Annotated in this window: 20 protein-coding genes, 1 tRNA gene and 1 pseudogene; 3 read left to right on the top strand and 19 right to left on the bottom strand. The window is 44.4% G+C overall.

The features are described from left to right. The first annotated feature begins 2 nt into the window (after nucleotides 1-2). Together R7Q11_RS07665 and R7Q11_RS07660 are read left to right on the top strand one after the other, a co-directional pair. A pseudogene (locus R7Q11_RS07665) lies at nucleotides 3-996 on the top strand (cytochrome d ubiquinol oxidase subunit II). 349 nt (nucleotides 997-1,345) lie between these two features. Then, on the top strand, nucleotides 1,346-1,474 hold the full coding sequence (locus tag R7Q11_RS07660; RefSeq protein WP_005378275.1) for a hypothetical protein: 129 nt from the start codon (nucleotides 1,346-1,348) through the stop codon (nucleotides 1,472-1,474). Between the two features lie 273 nt (nucleotides 1,475-1,747). Here R7Q11_RS07660 and R7Q11_RS07655 read toward each other — a convergent pair. From R7Q11_RS07655 to R7Q11_RS07645, 3 genes are all read right to left on the bottom strand, one after another. Next, nucleotides 1,748-1,835: transfer RNA gene (locus tag R7Q11_RS07655), tRNA-Ser, on the bottom strand. A 144-nt stretch (nucleotides 1,836-1,979) separates the two neighbouring features. Then, nucleotides 1,980-2,429, bottom strand: coding sequence for an L-alanine exporter AlaE (locus R7Q11_RS07650; RefSeq protein ID WP_005378276.1), 450 nt, complete (start codon nucleotides 2,427-2,429; stop codon nucleotides 1,980-1,982). Nucleotides 2,430-2,931: 502 nt separating this feature from the next. After that, nucleotides 2,932-5,352, bottom strand: coding sequence for a hybrid sensor histidine kinase/response regulator (locus R7Q11_RS07645; RefSeq protein ID WP_017820050.1), 2,421 nt, complete (start codon nucleotides 5,350-5,352; stop codon nucleotides 2,932-2,934). Nucleotides 5,353-5,403: 51 nt separating this feature from the next. Between R7Q11_RS07645 and R7Q11_RS07640 the strand changes: the two genes are divergently transcribed. Beyond that, a complete protein-coding gene (locus tag R7Q11_RS07640; RefSeq protein WP_005378278.1) occupies nucleotides 5,404-6,015 on the top strand; it encodes a YecA family protein in 612 nt (203 codons plus the stop codon). Between the two features lie 73 nt (nucleotides 6,016-6,088). Here R7Q11_RS07640 and R7Q11_RS07635 read toward each other — a convergent pair whose 3' ends face one another. The 16 genes from R7Q11_RS07635 to cydA form a co-directional block, all read right to left on the bottom strand. Then, the gene (locus R7Q11_RS07635; RefSeq protein WP_054866291.1) at nucleotides 6,089-7,255 is read right to left on the bottom strand and encodes a glutathionylspermidine synthase family protein; all 1,167 of its coding nucleotides are present in this window, start codon (nucleotides 7,253-7,255) and stop codon (nucleotides 6,089-6,091) included. Between the two features lie 8 nt (nucleotides 7,256-7,263). Then, nucleotides 7,264-7,833, bottom strand: a complete 570-nt coding sequence (locus tag R7Q11_RS07630; RefSeq protein ID WP_053307470.1) for a DUF1190 domain-containing protein — start codon at nucleotides 7,831-7,833, stop codon at nucleotides 7,264-7,266. An 8-nt stretch (nucleotides 7,834-7,841) separates the two neighbouring features. After that, a complete protein-coding gene (locus R7Q11_RS07625; RefSeq protein ID WP_005378281.1) occupies nucleotides 7,842-8,258 on the bottom strand; it encodes a DUF350 domain-containing protein in 417 nt (138 codons plus the stop codon). Beyond that, entirely contained in the window at nucleotides 8,258-9,301 is a 1,044-nt protein-coding gene (locus R7Q11_RS07620) for a potassium channel protein (RefSeq protein WP_017635053.1), read from the bottom strand. The genes R7Q11_RS07625 and R7Q11_RS07620 overlap by 1 nt, the downstream gene beginning before the upstream one ends. Nucleotides 9,302-9,419: 118 nt before the next feature. Next, nucleotides 9,420-10,481, bottom strand: coding sequence for a quinolinate synthase NadA (gene nadA / locus R7Q11_RS07615; RefSeq protein WP_047100825.1), 1,062 nt, complete (start codon nucleotides 10,479-10,481; stop codon nucleotides 9,420-9,422). A 251-nt stretch (nucleotides 10,482-10,732) separates the two neighbouring features. After that, nucleotides 10,733-11,485: a tol-pal system protein YbgF gene (gene ybgF, locus R7Q11_RS07610; protein ID WP_005378285.1), complete on the bottom strand. Its 753-nt coding sequence runs from the start codon at nucleotides 11,483-11,485 to the stop codon at nucleotides 10,733-10,735. 15 nt (nucleotides 11,486-11,500) lie between these two features. Further along, entirely contained in the window at nucleotides 11,501-12,025 is a 525-nt protein-coding gene (gene pal, locus R7Q11_RS07605; RefSeq protein ID WP_005378293.1) for a peptidoglycan-associated lipoprotein Pal, read from the bottom strand. 30 nt (nucleotides 12,026-12,055) lie between these two features. Beyond that, on the bottom strand, nucleotides 12,056-13,408 hold the full coding sequence (tolB, locus tag R7Q11_RS07600; protein WP_005387925.1) for a Tol-Pal system beta propeller repeat protein TolB: 1,353 nt from the start codon (nucleotides 13,406-13,408) through the stop codon (nucleotides 12,056-12,058). A gap of 12 nt (nucleotides 13,409-13,420) precedes the next feature. Further along, nucleotides 13,421-14,488: a cell envelope integrity protein TolA gene (tolA, locus tag R7Q11_RS07595; RefSeq protein WP_176310872.1), complete on the bottom strand. Its 1,068-nt coding sequence runs from the start codon at nucleotides 14,486-14,488 to the stop codon at nucleotides 13,421-13,423. Between the two features lie 13 nt (nucleotides 14,489-14,501). After that, entirely contained in the window at nucleotides 14,502-14,945 is a 444-nt protein-coding gene (locus tag R7Q11_RS07590; protein ID WP_005378298.1) for an ExbD/TolR family protein, read from the bottom strand. 3 nt (nucleotides 14,946-14,948) lie between these two features. Then, nucleotides 14,949-15,647 carry a protein TolQ gene (tolQ, locus tag R7Q11_RS07585; RefSeq protein ID WP_005378301.1) on the bottom strand — a complete coding sequence of 233 codons (699 nt, stop codon included), beginning with the start codon at nucleotides 15,645-15,647 and terminating at the stop codon, nucleotides 14,949-14,951. Then, nucleotides 15,637-16,056 carry a tol-pal system-associated acyl-CoA thioesterase gene (ybgC, locus tag R7Q11_RS07580; RefSeq protein WP_017820044.1) on the bottom strand — a complete coding sequence of 140 codons (420 nt, stop codon included), beginning with the start codon at nucleotides 16,054-16,056 and terminating at the stop codon, nucleotides 15,637-15,639. Before ybgC ends, tolQ begins: the two co-directional genes overlap by 11 nt. 172 nt (nucleotides 16,057-16,228) lie before the next feature. Then, nucleotides 16,229-16,531, bottom strand: coding sequence for a cyd operon protein YbgE (gene ybgE, locus R7Q11_RS07575; protein WP_017820043.1), 303 nt, complete (start codon nucleotides 16,529-16,531; stop codon nucleotides 16,229-16,231). Continuing rightward, complete coding sequence (gene cydX / locus R7Q11_RS07570) at nucleotides 16,524-16,631, bottom strand: cytochrome bd-I oxidase subunit CydX (RefSeq protein WP_000270284.1); 108 nt, start codon at nucleotides 16,629-16,631, stop codon at nucleotides 16,524-16,526. The genes ybgE and cydX overlap by 8 nt, the downstream gene beginning before the upstream one ends. Nucleotides 16,632-16,643: 12 nt before the next feature. Next, nucleotides 16,644-17,780: a cytochrome d ubiquinol oxidase subunit II gene (gene cydB, locus R7Q11_RS07565; protein WP_017820042.1), complete on the bottom strand. Its 1,137-nt coding sequence runs from the start codon at nucleotides 17,778-17,780 to the stop codon at nucleotides 16,644-16,646. A gap of 17 nt (nucleotides 17,781-17,797) precedes the next feature. Further along, nucleotides 17,798-19,384, bottom strand: a complete 1,587-nt coding sequence (gene cydA / locus R7Q11_RS07560; protein ID WP_005378311.1) for a cytochrome ubiquinol oxidase subunit I — start codon at nucleotides 19,382-19,384, stop codon at nucleotides 17,798-17,800. Nucleotides 19,385-19,680: the final 296 nt, after the last annotated feature.

The following is a 19,680-nucleotide window of genomic DNA, read 5'->3' as shown; positions in this document are numbered from 1 at the left end:
TCATGCTCGACTATCTACCAGAAATTTATCTTCTGCTGCTTGGCTTCTCGGTCTTTATGTATGCCGTGCTCGACGGCTACGATCTTGGCGTCGGTATCCTTTTACCGAGTGATAATGAAGCGCAACGTGACCGAATGATAGCGTCTATCGGCCCTTTCTGGGATGCGAATGAAACGTGGTTGGTGTTAGCCGTCGGTATTCTGCTGATTGCCTTTCCTACTGCTCATAGCTTGATTTTGACGGAACTTTATATGCCGACCGCGATTATGCTTATCGCACTGATCATGCGTGGCGTGGCGTTCGACTTCCGAGCCAAAGCGAACTCGGATCATAAACCTCACTGGGATTGGTGCTTCAGAATTGGCTCGTTAGTCACCGCGCTAACCCAAGGCTACATGGTGGGTCGTTACATCATGGGATTTGAACAATCAACCGAAGCATTTGGCTTTGCTTGGTTAAGCGCACTTTGTGTAGCGGCGGCGTACGTTTACATCGGTGGCGCATGGTTAGTACTAAAAACGGAAGGTGATTTGCAAATACGCTCGGCCCGTTGGTCTCGCCGTGCTGGTTGGTTAGCAGCCTTAGGAATCTTGGTGGTTAGCGTTGTAAACCCCAATTGTAAATCAACAAGTTGCCTTGCGTTGGTTCAGCTTCCCAGAAATCTTGTTGCTTGCCCCAGTTCCGTTAATTGTATTGGCAACCATCTTCCTAGTTGATCGCTATTTGCGTCAGGTTCCAATGGTGAATGATCTGGGTGTGCGCTGGCCTTTCTTTGGTGTCACTGTCATTTTCGCGTTGAGCTTTCTCGGGCTTGCGTATAGCTTCTTCCCAGAAGTTGTGCCGGGATTAATGACCGCACAACAAGCTGCCTCCTCGCCTGCGACGTTAATAATCGTGGGCTACGGTGTGATGATTGTTATGCCGGTGATATTGCTTTACACCTTTGTGGTATACCGGATCTTCAAAGGCAAAGCGACAGAACTTAGCTACAAGTAGGAAAGGGAATTCCTCAACAAAGCGCCGCTGCTCATGCGGCGTTTTTTTGCAGTACTCAACGACTAAAGTATCTACCCAAGGCGACTGAGTGGGAACGCTGAGAGAATGTAGCGGCAGCCAGTAGTTTGTTCCTAACTAGAACGAGATAACCGTTTCTCAACTATAGCGATACAGGCACAAAAACAGAAAGAATATTTGATGTTACAAAAGGTAGACCGCCACTTTAAAACGCTTTGAGTATTTTTTGCGCTCAATGTGGTGCAAGTATACTTATGCTTTTTATGACTTGTGAACACTCAATTGCATGTTATGTTGCTGTTGAAATCGTACATGAAATAAGGACAAGAACATGAAGATAAGATGCAAAACGACGCAAAGCATTGAAAAATTTAACCCTGATGACCTCAATCTAAACACAGATCTCTTTGGTATGATTGCTGTTGTATTCGTGTTCATGGCTGTTTTGCTTAGCATCTAGTAGCACTACGTTCATTCTTGTGGCCGTATTCATACCTCATGTGATATGGGTGCTAAATTCTAGATTAAAGCGGATGTGCTAACCCGCACCAATCAGATTATGGCTGCCTCTGTATAGCATCTTCAATTTTGGCGTTGTATAGAGGTGAGATGTGAATAGTTGGCTTGTAGATAGAATGGCGCTTGCACCTTGAGCACTCTTGTGTACTTTCAATTACGCATTACTTTAGTGTAGATACGAAAAAAGGCCTGACAAATCAGACCTTTTAGAATGTGGCGGTGAGTGAGAGATTCGAACTCTCGATACGTTGCCGTATACACACTTTCCAGGCGTGCTCCTTCAGCCACTCGGACAACTCACCGAATCAAATTTTGGTTAGCATCATTGGCTAACGAGGCGCTAATTTAATGATTATGTGCCTGATGGTCAAGGCTAAACATAAAAAAAAGCGCCCTTTTCGAATCGATTGCTCACTAAGTAACTAAATTGAGCAAAACTGGGGCATTTACATGCTTTGAGAATAACCGGGAACACGGAACCAACGGCGGCACATATCCAAGAAGTACCCATACAACACACCCATGCCACAAGAAATAACAGCGTTACTTGCCACTGCGGTCACAATTTGATCTGTAGACGCGCCAACCGCGAATAAGATACCCGCATAAACTGGAGATTGAAATAGTACATAAGCGACCAGATCAGAGATGTTTTTCATAAAGGAAGACGGCGACACCTTACTACCTTGATGCAGCACCCAATCACGAAAAACCCCATACGGCCAAGCAATGGCGATATTCACTGGAATCGATAGCGTACGCGATGCTAGAGATTGCTCAAATGTCATCCCTGAAATCAAAATCTCGACAATCATCCCTGTGATAAAGCAAAAAACAACCATAGCAAAGGTATCCGCTGCGGCGTGACGAATACAAAATGGTCCACGAGACTTCATTTACAAAACCCTTAAAACCAAACACTGCAATTAATAAAAATAATAAAACTATTAACCACTAAAAAGACATCAAGCCAGTTAATGATGCAATTAGAACACACAAAAACTAGCTTATGGCTCTGTATTTAAAATTAAGTTGTAAATTTATAACCAACTTTTAAAGTAAAAGTAGTTTTTTTCACCAATGGCGAGTAAAAACGCCTAAAATTACGTAAAAATGGTACAAAAACACGGATTTCACTTACATAAAAAGGGGTTACGATAATTATTTTGACGTAAAGTTAGAACAAAACTCGGACTGTAAACAGTCACTCCTATAGCTTATGCTACCAAGCTGCGAAAATTCAGAGTATTACCGATATAATCACAGTAGAAGGTCTTGCTGCTTTACTCGTAAAAGTAAAACTGCAAGCCTGTTCATTGCAGGTTAGAAGAGTTTGTGACGACGCTGGATGACGTATGAATAGTAAGAACAATTTACAGTTGCGCCATATTGATTCAGTTATGGTGAGGCCAGCAAAATCGTTAATGTATCGATATCATCTTGGTCCGGGGATTGCTGACGCTTTAAGTTACTTCTTATCCGTTCGGCGACTGAAGAAACGTCGCCACTGAGTTCAAGGGGAGCCTCCGCAATGATCGCTGAAATAGCCTCAAGTGCTTCATTAAGATGTCCATTATCTAGAGCGACATAGAAGTTGAGTAACCACTTTTCAGCATTAAAGCTATCTGCTGCATTTCCATCAAAGTCCGATTGGTACTGATATAACTGTGTCGCATGAAGATACAGTGCATCATTTAATTCAGACTCCACTATTGGTTTCGCTATTATGTGGTCTGCTCCTACATTAATCATACGCTCTTGTGTTTCTTTGAACACATCCGCTGTACAGCCAAAAATCAGTACCGACTTAGCAGGTGAACTCATTGCTCGAATGGCTGATATGGCCCCAACGCCATCTAGAACAGGCATATGATTATCCATCAGTATCAAATCAAATGGTTTGATCGCAACCTCATCGACTGCAAGCTGACCATTTTCGACACTTGTGCACTCAAAGCCCTTGGCTCGGAGGAAAGTTTCCATAATGATCGCATTTGTTCGGTTGTCTTCAACAATGAGTGCTTTCAACCCTTTACAGTTCAATTTATGTGTATTGATTGACTCTACTTTACCCGGCTTGCAAGGTGTAAGGGCAATTTCGACAGTAAAAGTCGTTCCAGCGTCCTCCTGACTCTCTACAACCACTTGCCCACCCATATGTTCCGCGATTTCTTTGACTATTGCTAAACCAAGCCCTGTACCACCAAACCGTCTAGTCGTTGATGACTCTGCTTGCTCAAAAGGACGAAAAATGCGTTTTTGTGCCTCTTTTGAAATACCAATCCCTGTATCTTTTACCTTTAGTATCAGCTTGGTGCCAGCCTTACTCGATTTCTCGGCTAGCTCTACCTCTACGATGCCACGATCGGTGAACTTAACAGCGTTATTGAGTAGATTGAACAGTACTTGACGCAAACGGGCTTTGTCATTGTTGTACCAACGACCCGTTGGTAAATGCGAGACTACTCTAAAGCGAAGACCTTTTTCTGCACATAGCGTTTGATAAACACTCTTGATACTGCCGATAATCGACTCAATTGGGAAAGGCTTATTTTCAAACTCAACATGCCCTTGTTCAATTTTTGAGTAATCTAAAATCTCATTGAGTAATGTCATCATGTGATCACCTGAATCATAAAGTGTTCTCAGGTGCTTACGCTGCTCATCGGTAAGTGGTGTTTTTAACAGTATCTGGGCAGTTCCTAGTACACCGTTCATTGGTGTGCGAATCTCGTGGGACAATGTGGCTAAGAATGCCGTTTTAGCGTTTGTCGAAGCCTGAGCTTTTATTCTCTCCTGCTCTAAATAGATCGTCTTTTCATTGAACTTCTCGATAAGCTGTCCGATTTCGTCATCGCTATCGTAGTCAATATCTATGATCCCACCAGTTTTCGAGTCATCAATCTTAGCGGCAATGCGAACAATTGGTTCAACAATATAGCGATTCAGTAAGTAGTAACCGACCAAGACACACAAGAGCAAAAATGGAATGATCCTCCCCTCAACGCTCATCACTTGTTCAAACACTTGATCGGCGACTTTAGCTTTTGCGTTGACAACTTCCATGCGCCAATCGAACTCTCCGAAATCAAGCTCGCTGACATAAATTTCGTCCGTCAGTTGAAAGTTGTGTTCAATAATCACGTTTGAGTCAGCATCGCGAACCACTACCCCCAAAGAATGCTGGTTCGTGTGCTCTCGAATAAACTGAAAAAGTGCATCAAGTGATAGGTCTACCGTTACAACTCCAGCGAATCGACCGTTTTGGTAGTACGGAGAAGACGCGGTAATCATCTGGACCTGAGTAAAGGTATCGATGTAAACCGTAGACCAACTAACAGAACCTACCGGAGCATCGGCGGCAGCGACATACCAGGCTTCATTATCATAACCGCCAGATTCGGGGTTATTGTAGGAGTGAATTTGGTCAATACCACTATCACTGTTTTTATTGAAGAATAGACTTTTATATCTCCATTGTTCTGCTTTTAGTTCGGGTTTAGGCCATACGCCACCACTAACAAGCATCTTGTCACTCAATTGAAGTATATGTGGAATTATTGTGTTGAGAGATTGAATATTTTCAGTCCCTTGGGCTAGCCCTACTAAGCTGCTCAATACACCTGTAGAACTGAGGAGGGGCTCTTTTATCTCAAGAGCCAGGAGTTGGGTACGTAACTCTAGGTTTTGCTCTAGCTTTTGTCTAACCGGTGGCTCAACAACCAAATAGGCGACAGAACCGATAGTGGCGATAAAGAAGCACAGGTAAAGTGTTAGGGCGAGAATGCTTTTTTTTCTAAGTGATGAGCGAATTTCCATAGATGTGTGAATCATTCCCTAATATCGATTTATCACTAATTGATTGGTAAGATGAGCGCAATCAACCAGCCCATTAACAAATGGTATTCTATTTTGAAACTACAAGACATCCTTTCTCTCCCAGAACTTGACGGTAAACTACTAAACCTAGCAAAAACTCAAGGCTTTGTAACAGCGATGGCTGCAGCGCCAAACGTATTAATGCCTCAAGAGTGGTTGCCATTCTTATGGGGTGGAGAAGAAACAGCGCCATTTACTGACGGTGAACAACTAGAGCAGTACATTGACGAGATTGTACAAATGTGGAACCAAACTCGTCCCGCTCTCCTAGAAGGCACTTGGCAGTGGCCTGCAGGGTGCGCGCTAGATGAGCAAGACATTGTAACAAGTCAGGCTCGCGATTTCTGTGAAGGTGTATTACAAGGCTGGCAACTTGCGCGTGATGACTGGGAAACGTTGATGCCTGAGGATAGCGAAGATAATGCCCTACTCGGTGGTGTTTTACTTTCTCTTACTATGCTTTACGACCCAGAAACAACCATTGAAACATTGGCCGAACAAGGTATGGAAGGCTTAGAGCAGTTTGAAGAGATCTTCAATGCAATGCCAGTGATGTTATGTGGTCTTACCCAGCGCGGTGTTGCATTAGCTGAAGAACAATAGACGCAACGCTGTCGACCATCAAGATTGAACGGCTGAATAGACAAAAAGCTCTCCAAATGGAGAGCTTTTTTGATCATGTTAAAATTACATGTGGAATATACCGCGCCATATCTTGAGTCACTAAGCTACTGTCTTCCCTAATCGAAATACCGGCAGCTCTATCATTGACCAACCAACTGCCAATTAACGTATGGTTTTGCCCAAACTTAGGTAGTGGATGGTATTGCTGGACGATATTGAATTTAGATTCATAAGGCCCTGACGTTTTAACAAAACGTTTTCCATCGATGACGATCTCGATGTTCGCGCCCTCTCGAGAAAATAGTGGCTTGATGACACAATCTCTCATAGTGTTCGCTTTTGAATCGTTAGCAAAATAAGCGGGCAAAAGGTTCGGGTGATTAGGAAAGCGCTCCCACAATAACGGTAAAAGTGCTTTATTGGATAGAATCGACTTCCACATCGGTTCTAACCAGTTTACGTTCGCAGTCGCTAAGTACTTCGCATATTCCTCTTCAAACATAAACTCCCAAGGGTAAAGCTTAAACATCCAACGAATCGCTCTGTCGTCAGCATCCACAAACAGACCATCTTCCGTCACTCCAATATCTTCGACATGCACGAATGCCGTTGCTAACCCTGCCTCTCGCGCGCAATCCTCTAAATACTGGACAGTCCCTTTATCTTCTTCAGTGTACTTGCAGCAGCTAAAGTGAAGTGTTTGTCCTGGTTGGTATTTTGCTATTTCGGCAAAGCGCTCGATCAAAAAGTCTTGAAGAATATTGAATTGATCCGCGCTCTGGTGAACTCGACCTTTATTTACAACATCTTCTAGCCACACCCACTGCCAAAAGCCAGTTTCAAACAAGCTGGTTGGCGTATCCGCATTGTTTTCCAGTAATTTTGCAGGCGAGGTCCCGTTGTACGCGAAATCCAGCCGCGAATAAAGCGAAGGTTCGCTTCGTCTCCATGAAGAAGCGACCTGCTCCCACATAGATTCAGGGATCGCACATTGCGTCAGCAACCGCTCACTCCGAACGACTTCATCCACAATAGCCAGGCACATCTGATGCAGCTCTTCAGTGGGCGCTTCTATATCGCGCTCAATTTGCTCCAGCGTGAATTGATAGTAAGCACTCTCATCCCAATACGGTTGGTCATACATGGTATGGAAACCAAAACCAAACTGGCGTGCTAATTCACGCCAGTTTTCGCGCTCTTGTATTTCTCGTCGAAACATAGTGCTTTTTAACCGCCTCGACTGACCGACACCGCTTTACCAAACCCGCCTCGAGACATCGCCCTGCCAATGGTGCCGCCGCCACGTTTATTAAGGCTATTCGTCGCAACTTTGGTCGGCTGATTTCGGTAGGAGCCAAAGAATTGTCCTGCTCCATTATAGAATTTGGATTTATAACGGTACATCGGCTCTGAGTAATAGCTCTTGTTATAACCTTTCAACCCGCTTAATGAGCGACTGTAAAAAAAACCGCCAAAGTTAGGTACATAAGCTCGGGAACTGGAACTGTAGTAACAATCATCCTCGTAGAAATCATTCTCGCATTCGAACTCGCTGCGGTAGCGAGGGGCATTTTGTTCGGCACGAGCTAAAGCTTCTTGGTATGCAATGTCACACTGTTCACTAAACTCAGGCGAGTTAGATTTACACTCATCAGCATCAGAAAAAATGTACCCTTCTGTTTTTGACTCGTACGCAGCAAAGAAGAAAATACCACCAAAGGCAGCAAAGGGAAGAATTTTCCCAAGCTTTAAGCTTTTGTCCATGGAAGAACGTTTAACGTTAGAACTCCGCTTCATCGTTCCTCCTAGTAGGTCATGCACGCGGCATTCAATACGCCAACCGAAACAGAAACTGCTGCTAATACAATACCGGCTGGCAGTTCATCTTTTTCGATACGCTCTGCCACTTTCGGAAGTAAAATAAAGCGTACAATTGCAAATGCAATAATTTGAGCAAGCATTGCAACAACGCCCCAAACCATAAAATCGACGATATTGACTGAGTTTTTTGCCGCCCCCGAAATCGCGAGACAGTAACCAAGGAAGGCCCCACTTAGCGCAATCGCTGCTGCTGTATTTTGTTTTTCTTTGATCAGATGCCACTCATCGTATGGCGTCAACTTGACGTAGATGAACTTAAACGCCAATACAAAAATAATAGAAACAGAGAAATAGAGTAAAAAGTTTGGGAAGCCTGCTAACAGGCCAGCAATCATGTGCATTATTGTTCCTTGTTCATTTCTTTCCAGGCAAAATCTTCAATACGTTCATCTGCAATGTAAAACAGCTTGGTACTCGCGGGTACTTCAGCATCTAAATCTGGGTTGAGTTGAATACCATCGCCAATATCAAAAGCAATCAGCGTGGCATGATGGCGTCTTTTGAGAAAAACGAAGAGATTCTCAATAGTGGTGGCAGACTGCCCCTCAGGATAAATAACTGAGTATTGCGTCATACCTCGTGTTGAAGCCAAAAGCTCCTGATGAAGCGCACTTGAGCCCGGGTCAACCGCCGCTTTTGCCAACATTTCTGCGCCAACAGCAGGTATGCATTCCGCTTTCGGGCAATGCTGACTTAGAAGTCGGCCTAGCGCTTCATCTTTAAAGTAAGCGACCAAATGAGCGGAAGGGTTTACAGATGCGCAGTATAGAGCGGCTGACAAGGTAATGTCGTCCGAGAGATTATCCACAATAATGCAAGCGGCTTCGGCAATATTGGCGTTTTTCATTTCTTGCGAATCGGTATAACTGGTCACTTTGATAAAACTGATTTCGCCAGGTAACGGGTTCTCTATTTCTGAACGGCTGCATAAAACAATCGGACGCTTTCCCTCTTCTTCATGTTGTAACATGCGAATAAGGTGCATCGTTCTCGATCCATTCCAGCCCAACAATACAATATGGTTTTCCACTCTTACTCTCCGTTTTCCTAAAATACCCGCTCGCCAATAGTCCATCGCTGCTCCAGCGACACGCCCCAATAATGCGGCGAATAAGCTCAAACCGCCGGGGATTACAAATAGTACGACAACCCATTTACCCAAATCTGTTACTGGAGAATGGTCGCCATAACCCACCGTACTCGCCGTAACCATGAGGTAATAGATAAAGTTAGCGAAACTGTCTGTTAATGCTGTTTCACCAGCGAGAACCAGCAGCCACCATGAAAGGCTCACATATAAGCCACTAAAGATGAGAAGGCTTCGGTTGCTCAATTTAAAAAGGTGGGAACTAAGCCACTTTTTAACTACTAACCACACCGCCATAAATTTATGACCTCGATATTCATTGATTGCATCAATAGTAACTCATTGATAGTAAGACACAAAAAAACCAGCCATATTCGGCTGGTTTTTGAGATTTACTTTCAGTTACGCCTACTTTTTAAGCATTACCTTTCACTTGCATATTTAGCTGCTCAGCAAAATCTAGCATGCGGTTAAGCGGGATAAGGGATTTAACACGCAGTTCTTCGTTAACAAAAATCTCGTGCTCTTCACCACCTTCACTAAGCGCTTTCTCAATTGCTTTCAAACCGTTCATTGCCATCCAAGGACAGTGTGCACAGCTGCGACATGTTGCGCCTGCACCTGCGGTTGGCGCTTCGATAAGTTCTTTCTCTGGCACAAGTTGCTGCATTTTAAAGAAAATGCCTTTGTCTGTCGCAACGATCATTTGTTTGTGAGGAAGCGCTTTCGCTGCTTTGATCAGCTGACTCGTTGATCCAACGGCATCGGCAAGTTCTACGACGCTTGCTGGTGACTCAGGGTGAACCAAAATAGCCGCATCTGGATACACGCTCTTCATTTTTCGTAGCGCATCAGCAGAGAACTCATCATGAACCACACACTCACCCTGCCAAAGCAGCATATCTGCGCCAGTTTTGTTAGCGATGTACGATCCTAGGTGACGGTCTGGTCCCCAAATAATTGGCTTATCTTCAGCGTCTAAGTGTTCCACGATTTCAAGCGCAATACTCGATGTAACGACCCAGTCGGCACGGGCTTTAACCGCTGCTGAGGTGTTTGCGTAAACTACAACCGTATGATCAGGGTGAGCATCACAAAACTCGCTGAACTTATCCGCAGGACAGCCAAGGTCGAGCGAACATTCCGCTTCCAACGTTGGCATTAGAATGCGCTTTTCTGGTGTCAGAATTTTGGCCGACTCGCCCATAAAGCGAACACCACCAATAATCAATGTACTTGCAGGGTGACGATTACCAAACTTCGCCATTTCCAACGAGTCACCAACAAACCCGCCAGTGTCTTCAGCTAGGGCTTGAATCTCAGGGTCGGTATAATAGTGCGCGATAAGTACCGCATCTTTTTCTTTGAGTAACTTTTTAATACGCTCAATGTAAGATGCTTTTTCTTCTTCGCTTAATGGAACTGGTTTCGGTGGGAATGGGTAAACAGTGTCGATTTTATCTAATATATGGCTCATTGCTCATGCTCTACGCAACTTCCTTTAATCCGAGTATTGTAACCTCGTTAATTTTCAAAAACCAACTTGTCGCGGGGATTTCTAGCGGTCTAGCCGTATATCTTTGTTACAGGTAGCATTTCCGAGTAGCGAAATTCGGTGCAACACAAGGTCAGAGGCTCTGCATCATTGCTATCGACTTAGCCGTTCTGCACCAACAGAAAATGGAAAAGAAAAAGGAAGCCGAGGCTTCCTTTTCAAAACATAACGTCTTACAGCTTAGAGCTGGCAAGTTTTGCAGATGCACTACCTGGGTATTCATCAACCACTTGTTGGTAGTACTTTTTCGCTTGAGCTGCATTGTTATTACGCTCAGCGATTTCGCCTAACTTAAGCAACGCATCGGCTCGCTTGTTGGAGTCTTTATAAGACACAACAGCGGCAAAACTTTTCACTGCATCCTCATCCTGCTTTTTAGCGAAGTACAACTGACCTAACCAGTAGTGAGAATTCGCTGAATATGTAGAATCAGGATAATCTTTCTGGAACTGCTGGAACGCTGCAATTGCGCCAGTGTAATCACGCTTTTTGAGAATGAGGTCAACTGCATTCTGATATGCCGTTTGCTCATCAACATTTGGAGTGTACTGGCCACCTGTTTTCACAGGTTGTGCTTCTTGTGCAGGTGTGGATTTTATCTCTCCACGAACACGATCCAGCTCGACAAACAACTCACGTTGACGTTGCAACATTTGTTTCATTTCGTAGCTATTTCGCTCTAATTGACCACGCAATTCACTGATCTCTTGTGACATTTGGTCAATTTGCTGTTGCATTTGGAGCTGAACGCGATTGCGATTTTGTAGCAAACGTTCTAGACGTTCTACTTCCGTTTCAGATGAACGGCTCTTAGAGACGGATGATGTGCTGTTGAGATCGGATACTGGAGCTGGTGCAGCGAACGCAAAGTTCGCTGCACTTGCCAGTAACGTAAGCGCAACAGCGCGCTTAGTGTTACTGAACATGAGGATTACCTCGAATTAGTATACTAGAACCGCGCGACGGTTCTTAGCGTAAACTTCATCTGATTGACCTAGAAGAAGTGGCTTCTCTTCACCGTAGCTAACGATTGAGATTTGGTCAGCTTGAACACCTAGTGCTTGTAGGTAGTTCGCTACTGCTTGTGCACGACGCTCACCTAGAGCAATGTTGTACTCAGGTGTACCGCGCTCATCAGCGTGACCTTCGATAGTTACGTTAAGTGCTGGGTTCTTGCTTAGGTAAGAAGCGTGAGCCGCTAGCATCTCTTCGTAATCTGCTGCAATTGTTGAGTTGTCAAAAGCAAAGTAGATTGTTTGAGTTTCACGTAGCGCTTGCTCTTTTAGCTCTTGCTCTGTCAACTGACCGCTTTGATCAATTGGCGTAGCTACTGTTGTTTCCACTGCGCCATTGTTGTTTGTTGCTGCACCAGTGTTAGAAGCAGCGTCGTCGCTTGAACTACACGCTGTAACAGCCATTACAGGAAGCGCGATTAGTAGCCCTTTTAGAACCTTGTTCAGTTGCATCTTATTTTCCTTTATTAATCAAACTTATTACTACAAAAACGGTGACCATGCAGGCGCTCGAACACGCCCATTTGTTGCCGGTAATCTAGCTTTGAATCGACCATCAATTGACACCATCGATAGTACGTTTTTCTTGTTGTAAATCGAGCTATACACAACCATGCCACCGTTTGGGGCAATACTAGGAGACTCATCAAGCAAGGTCTTAGTTAAGACTTGAAGAGCACCAGTTTCCAAATCTTGTTTCGCCAAATTAAATCCTGCGTTGCTGCGGTTCACCATAACTAGGAATCGCCCATCAGGAGTAATCTGACCACCCAAATTTTGGCTGCCTTGCCAAGTCAAACGGTCAATAGAACCGCTGCCCAAATTTACTTGATAAATCTGTGGTTTACCACCCCTATCCGATGTGAAAATCAACGATTTTCCATCCGGATGCCAGAACGGTTCCGTATTATTTGATCTGCCACGCGTAATTTGCGTCAGCTTACGAGTGTTAAGGTCAAACGTATAAACATGAAGCGAGCCTGTTTTAGAAAGAACAATCGCTAACTTATTGCCATCTGGCGAAAATCTTGGCGCACCATTGTGACGTGGGTATGAAGTAATTTTCTCACGTTCACCGGTGTAGATGTTCATGATGAAGATTTCTGCTTGGCCATTTTGGAAGCTAACATACGCAAGCTTTTTACCATCTGGTGACCACGCTGGTGACATTAATGGTTGCTTAGAACGTAAAACCAGACGCTCATTGTAGCCATCGTAATCAGCGACTCGAAGTTGGTAAGGGAAACGGTCTTTATCGTTCACTACCACATATGCGATACGAGTCATGAAAGCGCCACGGTCGCCAGTTAACTGTTCATACACCAAATCAGAGATACGGTGAGCGTACTCACGCATACGAGGCCCTTGAACAGTGGCTACTTTATTGAACAGCACATGATCTTTTGACAGAACCAATTCACCGTCACTACCAAGCGCCTTACTCTTCCCACCTGTTAACTGACCACGCACAATATCAACAAGTTGATAGTTGATAACGTAGTCACCTTGGTCGTTTTGCTTGATTGAACCAGTCAATAGCGCATCCACACCTAAATTGGTCCAAGCATCAAAATTAACTTCTGATTCACTGAACGGTGTTTGTGGCATTTTGCTCGTTGGAACTGGGCTGAATTTACCACTACGTTGTAAATCCGAGGCGATAACAGCAGAAACATCCGTTGGAAGCGCTTGTGTGCCCTCCCACTTAAACGGAACAACAGCAATTGGTCGTGCTGAATCAATACCATCGGTAATGACCAACTCTAATGCGGCATTCGCCACATTTGTCATACTGCTAAACAGTACAAACATTCCTAGTAAAAGGCGTCTAATCACGTCTTATTCCTTTTAGTCCAAAGCAACAGTTATGTTGATGTCTTTTAGTCTTTCATTGACCGCTGATTCTGAAGATTTAGGGAACGTCCCTACCTGAGCTATTGCTCGCTTCGCCGCAGCACATACTCGAGTATCGCCACTCAAAACGGTAACACCAGAGACCATCATATCAGTTCCTGTCGGAATCAATTTGATGTTTACCCTACACTCCTTTCCCAGCAAGTAGTCATCCTTAATCAGCTTTTGCTGAATATTTTGAGTATAGATGGATGACATACGAGAAAGTTCGTCGTCAATAAATTGATTGCGCGCAGCACTGTTTTTACTGACCTCATCCTCGAGACCCGCAAAAATATCATCTAACGCGGCTTCTTGAGCTTTACGCTCACGCTCGGCACGCTCAGCTGCTTCTCTCGCTTTACGCTCTCGCTCCGCTGCCTCTTTTGCCGCTTTCTCTTTTGCAATGCGCTCTTGTTCAGCTTTTTCAGCAGCTTCACGCTCACGACGTGCTTTTTCTTCCGCTTCTTTTGCTGCTTTTTCACGAGCCAAACGTTCTTGCTCAGCTTTTGCTATAGCCGCTTCTTTTGCTAAACGCTCCTGCTCAGCTTTACGCACGGCCTCTTCTTTTTCCTTGCGCTCTTTTTCTAGCTTAGCAGCTCGCTCTTTTTCTTTGCGAACACGTTCTTCTTCCTGCTTGCGCTCTTGCTCTTTTTTCTTACGTGCAGCTTCTGCTTCTCGCGCCGCTTGAGCATCTTTCGCTTGCTGCTCTTTCAACTTGCGAATTTGCTCTTCTTCAGCTTTGCGGTTTTTTTCTAGCTGCTCTGCTTCGCGTCTCAGTTTATCAAGACGCTCTTGTTCTTTTTTCGCTGCCTTTTCGCGTTGCTGGCGAATTTCTTTCGCTTGTTGCTGCACAAGTTTTGGATCGATGACAACAGCTTGAACCATTTGCCCTGTAGGCTCTGGTTTAGACATGTTGAAGTCCGCCCCCCAAAGCAGGGCTGCAACTAGAATTGCATGCAAACCAACCGATATTGCTATCGGTTTGGTGTATTGGTTGGGTTTCTTCTTGTGATCTTTCATAGATAATTGATGTCTATTCCCTGATATCGGTCATTAGACCTACCTTAGGGATACCAGCTCGACTTAGTTCATCCAGCAATAGAACAACATCGGCATATGGTGTTGCCGCGTCGCCACCTACCGCAACTGGTGAATCCGGCTTAACCTCTCGCTCCGCTTTCACTCGCACAATAACATCTTGCAACGACAAACCTCGCTGAACTTCTTCATCATTGACGCTTAGGCCTAAATTACCCTCGCTATCAATTTCGATGATAATAAAGCTACTGTCAGTCTCGCCAGCAAGGTCTTGCATAGATTCTGCAGTCGATGTTTTCGGAAGATCAACGTCGACGCCTTGAGTCACAAATGGAGCGGTCGCCATAAAAATGATCAACAGTACGAGCATTACGTCGATATACGGAACAACGTTGATCTCCGCTGTCATTTTTCGCTTTTTAGGTTGATAACCCGCCATGCTTTATTCCTTATCCGCGCTGTCTCGGCCAGCCATCGCTTGACGATGAAGGATGCTGTGGAATTCTTCAGAAAATGTTGCGTAAGTGTGCTCTAGTTTACTCACTTTATTGCTTAGGCGGTTGTACGCCATTACTGCCGGAATAGCCGCAAATAGACCCATCGCTGTCGCGATAAGTGCCTCGGCGATACCCGGTGCAACCATAGACAACGTAGCTTGCTTTACTTCACCCAGCGCAATAAAGGCGTGCATGATGCCCCAAACGGTACCAAATAGGCCGATATAAGGGCTTATAGAACCAACTGTTGCCAAAAACGGTAAGCTTGTTTCTAGCTCATCAACTTCACGAGAAACAGCAACGCGCATTGCGCGGCCAGTGCCTTCCATGATGTAAGCTGGTGAATTTGCGTTGCTCTTACGTAGGCGAGCAAACTCTGTAAAACCTGCGTAGAAGATTTCTTCTGTGCCTTCAATTTCGTCTTTACGCGCTTTTACTTTTTGGTAAAGCTGAGAAAGATCAGTACCCGACCAAAATTTGTCTTCAAACTGCTCTGCATTTTTTGACGCTTGAGAAAGCACTTTGCTGCGCTTGATGATCATTGCCCATGACACAATTGACATGCCAAGCAACGTCAGCATCACAAGCTTTACCAACAGACTGGCCTGAAGAAAGAGATCTAAAATGGAAATATCAGCAGTCACTATTTGTTAGCTCCGAATTTATAAAGGTTGGAATAGCTATTGGTTTCATTTTCTTATTATCGATACATGCTACCTTAACCGAGGCCTTGCACAATATCTTGCCTTGATCATTGACCAACTCTTGACAGAATTGCAGAGAAGCACGTTTTATTTCTGACACTCGGGTTACGACTGTCAGATGCTCGTCCAGCCTAGCCCCTTGGTTAAAATCGATATCCATGTGTCGGACAACAAAGCCGATATTTTGTTCCAGTAACACATGTTGAGAAATGCCTTTAGCACGTAACATCTCTGTCCGTGCGCGCTCAAAGAATTTTAGATAATTAGAATGATATACAACACCGCCCGCATCAGTGTCTTCATAGTACACGGTGATCGGCCAGTGAAAGAGATTTGATGTGCCTTGCAAGGGAGTACCAATATATTCAATTCTTTAAAGTAATTACTATAACTGAAGCGACAGCAATTGGTACCGAGCTAAGGAAATATTTTTGAAATTTGTAGAAAAAATAAAAGCTAGGCGAGATACCTAGCTTTTATTCGATGATTTAGTAACCGACTTTATTACAGCATATTTCAGCCTAAATGAAATAAAGTGCCGTTAGATAAATTAAGATAGCTAACGAGAAATAAGGACTAAACAAAACTTGCCAGTACCAGTTTCTTGGCTTGAAGCCCACCCCATACACCATGCTTGAACATACAGACCAAATCAGTGCTGGTGCGACGATTGAGTTAAAACCACCAATTGCTTGATGGTAAGCTTCAGGGTCCCACATCACCAATCCTACGTGCATAAAGCCAAGGATGAGAGATAAGACTCGTAGCAGAGTCTTATCCATTGGTGCGTGAAGTTTCGCTACCTTATCAGCGAGGTTACTCACTGTCTTTATCCATCATTTCTGAGTGCTCTAGCCAAAGAGCGTTGATGATACCGAATGCACAAGCAAGTAGTACACCTAGAATCCATGCGAAATACCACATAGTAAATGCCCCTTAGTAAAGTGAGTTTTTGTTGTCTTCAATGTACTGGTCATCAAGGCGACCAAACATCTTGTAGTAAGTCCAAGATGTGTAACCAAGGATGATTGGCACCATAACAAACGCAACGCCTGTCATTAGGTTCAGAGTCAGCTCAGATGACGTTGCATCCCACATTGTTAAGCTGTGGCTTGGCATTAAGTCTGAAGGCATGATGAATGGGAACATCGCAAAACCTGCAGTAAAGATAACACCAGCAACACCCAAGCTTGAAGTAATGAACGAAATCGCACATTTTTCAAGACGAGATGCCAATACAGCGAGAAGCGGCATTGCAACACCTAATACAGGAGCAGCCCATAGTAGTGGGTAGTTTTCAAAGTTCTTCATCCACGCACCAGCTTCACGGATAACCTCTTTGTTTAGAGGGTTAGAAGCAGCGTTAGTGTCGATACCGCCAACAATGACGTAGCCATCGATATTTTGGATCCAGAAACCAGCCGCTACAAACGCAGCAACCGTCAGTAAACCAGCCAACTGAGCAACGTTGCGCGCACGCACATGCACTTCGCCTGTTGTTTTCATTTGTAGCCAAGTAGAACCTTGCATCAAAATCATGAACAAGCTTACTAGACCACACAACAGTGCAAATGGATTTAGTAGACCAAAGAATGAGCCATGGTATGTTGGCATCAAGAACTCACTCAATTGGAATGGTACACCTTGTAGAAGGTTACCAAACGCCACACCAAAGATGATTGGCGGAACAAAACCACTGATTGAGATACAGATATCCCAGGTATTGCGCCATTTTGGTTCTTCGATTTTAGAGCGGTAGTCTAGACCCAGAGGACGAAGCCATAGCGCTGCTAGTGTCAAAATCATCGCTAAGTAGAAGCCTGAAAATGACGTTGCGTAAACCAAAGGCCAAGCTGCGAACAGTGCACCACCAGCAGTGATAAGCCAAACTTGGTTACCATCCCAGTGAGGAGCAATTGAGTTAATCATGACACGGCGTTGCGTGTCGTTTTTACCGATGATAGGTACAAGCGCGCCTACACCCATATCGAAGCCGTCTGTTACTGCAAAACCAACTAGTAGAACACCGATTAGTACCCACCAGATGAGTCGCAAGATTTCGTAATCAAACATCTTGTTATCTCCTTACCTTACGCTTCTACTTGGCGACTAACTTTGTCTTCAACAGAGTCAGCATTTTGCTCGAAGTGGTAGCGACCCGTTTTCAGGCTACTTGGGCCTTTACGAGCGAATTTCAACATTAGGTAAACTTCTGCAATCAGGAATACCGTGTATAGCGCCAGAATTGCGAAGAGTGAAGTCCAGATTTCACCTGCAGTCAGCGCAGAAGCTGCAACATGCACTGGTAGAATTTCACCTACAGCCCAAGGCTGACGGCCGTACTCAGCGACGAACCAACCCGCTTCAATTGCAATCCAAGGTAGTGGAATGCTAAATAGTGCAGCTTTTAGAATCCATTGTTTCTGTTCAATCTTCTGACGACACGTTTGGATAAACGCCGCACCAAAGACAAACAACATGATGAAGCCACAAGCAACCATGATACGGAATGACCAGAATAGCGGCCATACTGTTGGGATTGAGTCGTCCGCAGCAGCTTGGATTTGCTCTTCTGTTGCATCAACAACATTGTCTGTGTAGCGTTTTAGAAGTAGACCGTAACCTAGGTCACCTTTCACTTCATCAAACGCAGTCATGTTTTCTTCTGACTTATCGCCCGCACGAAGCTTCTCTAGAAGTTCATAAGCGTACATGCCGTCACGAATACGATCGACGTGTTCATCACGTAAATCACGAAGACCTGTTACTTGCTCATCAAAAGAGCGTGTCGCGATAATACCCATTACGTAAGGGATCTTAATTGCGTAATCGGTATGCATCGTTTCCTGGTTAGGAACACCAAATAACGTAAATGCGGCAGGTGCAGGTTCAGTGTGCCACTCTGCTTCAATTGCAGCGAGTTTCACTTTTTGAACTTCACCAAGCTCGTAGCCAGATTCGTCACCAAGAACGATGGTAGATAAGATAGCTGCAATACCGAAAGAAGCAGCAATAGCAAACGAACGACGAGCAAACGCAATGTCACGACCTTTTAATAGGTAGTATGAACTGATGCCTAGAATAAACATTGCGCCACAAGTGTAACCAGAAGCAACCGTATGCACGAACTTAACCTGAGCAACTGGGTTTAGTACAACCTCAGAGAAGCTCACCATTTCCATTCGCATGGTTTCGAAGTTGAAATCTGCGCCTACTGGGTTTTGCATCCAGCCGTTTGCGATAAGAATCCAAAGAGCAGAGAAGTTAGAGCCTAGTGCCACAAGCCAGGTAACCGCTAAGTGTTGGCGTTTAGATAGACGATCCCACCCGAAGAAGAATAGACCAACAAAAGTTGACTCCAGGAAGAATGCGACAAGTGCTTCGATCGCTAGCGGTGCACCGAAGATATCACCTACATAGTGGGAGTAATAAGACCAGTTCGTACCAAACTGGAACTCCATGGTAAGGCCTGTCGCCACACCAAGTGCAAAGTTAATACCGAATAGCTTACCCCAGAACTTGGTCATGTCCTTATAGATTTGCTTGTTCGTCATTACGTACATCGATTCCATAATGGCCAGAAGGAAGGCCATACCAAGGGTCAATGGTACGAATAGGAAGTGATACATCGCTGTCAGTGCAAACTGCAACCGCGATAGATCAACTACGTCAATCATGGTAACTCCTATGTGTCGGCTGAATGACACTCTCTACATATTGCAATCCATATTCAGGTGTTATTTACACTTGAAAAATGTTGAATTATCACAACTCATTGTTGCAAAAATGTGCTTCATTGGTTAGTTAATTGTTAAGCATCAGCTAATATAGCTGGGGCTAATATTACTTGTAAAAACAGATTGTTTCAAAAGGTTTATAGCCGTAACGCGCTTTGATATACATCAATGTTTATGCGCGGAATTTGCACAAAAATCCATCACATTGATCTAGATCAACCAGTATTGGATACGGA

Source organism: Vibrio sp. 970, assembly GCF_033339075.1.
The sequence above is the reverse complement of the archived record's forward strand: the minus strand, read 5'-3'. Positions and strand labels throughout refer to the sequence as shown.

What these genes read in the sequence shown, in the direction of transcription:
- R7Q11_RS07660 (WP_005378275.1), top strand. Translation starts at nt 1,346, where the DNA reads ATGAAGATAAGATGCAAAACGACGCAAAGCATTGAAAAATTTAACCCT.
- R7Q11_RS07650 (WP_005378276.1), bottom strand. Translation starts at nt 2,429, where the DNA reads ATGAAGTCTCGTGGACCATTTTGTATTCGTCACGCCGCAGCGGATACC.
- R7Q11_RS07645 (WP_017820050.1), bottom strand. Translation starts at nt 5,352, where the DNA reads ATGGAAATTCGCTCATCACTTAGAAAAAAAAGCATTCTCGCCCTAACA.
- R7Q11_RS07640 (WP_005378278.1), top strand. Translation starts at nt 5,404, where the DNA reads ATGAGCGCAATCAACCAGCCCATTAACAAATGGTATTCTATTTTGAAA.
- R7Q11_RS07635 (WP_054866291.1), bottom strand. Translation starts at nt 7,255, where the DNA reads ATGTTTCGACGAGAAATACAAGAGCGCGAAAACTGGCGTGAATTAGCA.
- R7Q11_RS07630 (WP_053307470.1), bottom strand. Translation starts at nt 7,833, where the DNA reads ATGAAGCGGAGTTCTAACGTTAAACGTTCTTCCATGGACAAAAGCTTA.
- R7Q11_RS07625 (WP_005378281.1), bottom strand. Translation starts at nt 8,258, where the DNA reads ATGCACATGATTGCTGGCCTGTTAGCAGGCTTCCCAAACTTTTTACTC.
- R7Q11_RS07620 (WP_017635053.1), bottom strand. Translation starts at nt 9,301, where the DNA reads ATGGCGGTGTGGTTAGTAGTTAAAAAGTGGCTTAGTTCCCACCTTTTT.
- nadA (WP_047100825.1), bottom strand. Translation starts at nt 10,481, where the DNA reads ATGAGCCATATATTAGATAAAATCGACACTGTTTACCCATTCCCACCG.
- ybgF (WP_005378285.1), bottom strand. Translation starts at nt 11,485, where the DNA reads ATGTTCAGTAACACTAAGCGCGCTGTTGCGCTTACGTTACTGGCAAGT.
- pal (WP_005378293.1), bottom strand. Translation starts at nt 12,025, where the DNA reads ATGCAACTGAACAAGGTTCTAAAAGGGCTACTAATCGCGCTTCCTGTA.
- tolA (WP_176310872.1), bottom strand. Translation starts at nt 14,488, where the DNA reads ATGAAAGATCACAAGAAGAAACCCAACCAATACACCAAACCGATAGCA.
- R7Q11_RS07590 (WP_005378298.1), bottom strand. Translation starts at nt 14,945, where the DNA reads ATGGCGGGTTATCAACCTAAAAAGCGAAAAATGACAGCGGAGATCAAC.
- cydX (WP_000270284.1), bottom strand. Translation starts at nt 16,631, where the DNA reads ATGTGGTATTTCGCATGGATTCTAGGTGTACTACTTGCTTGTGCATTC.
- cydB (WP_017820042.1), bottom strand. Translation starts at nt 17,780, where the DNA reads ATGTTTGATTACGAAATCTTGCGACTCATCTGGTGGGTACTAATCGGT.
- cydA (WP_005378311.1), bottom strand. Translation starts at nt 19,384, where the DNA reads ATGATTGACGTAGTTGATCTATCGCGGTTGCAGTTTGCACTGACAGCG.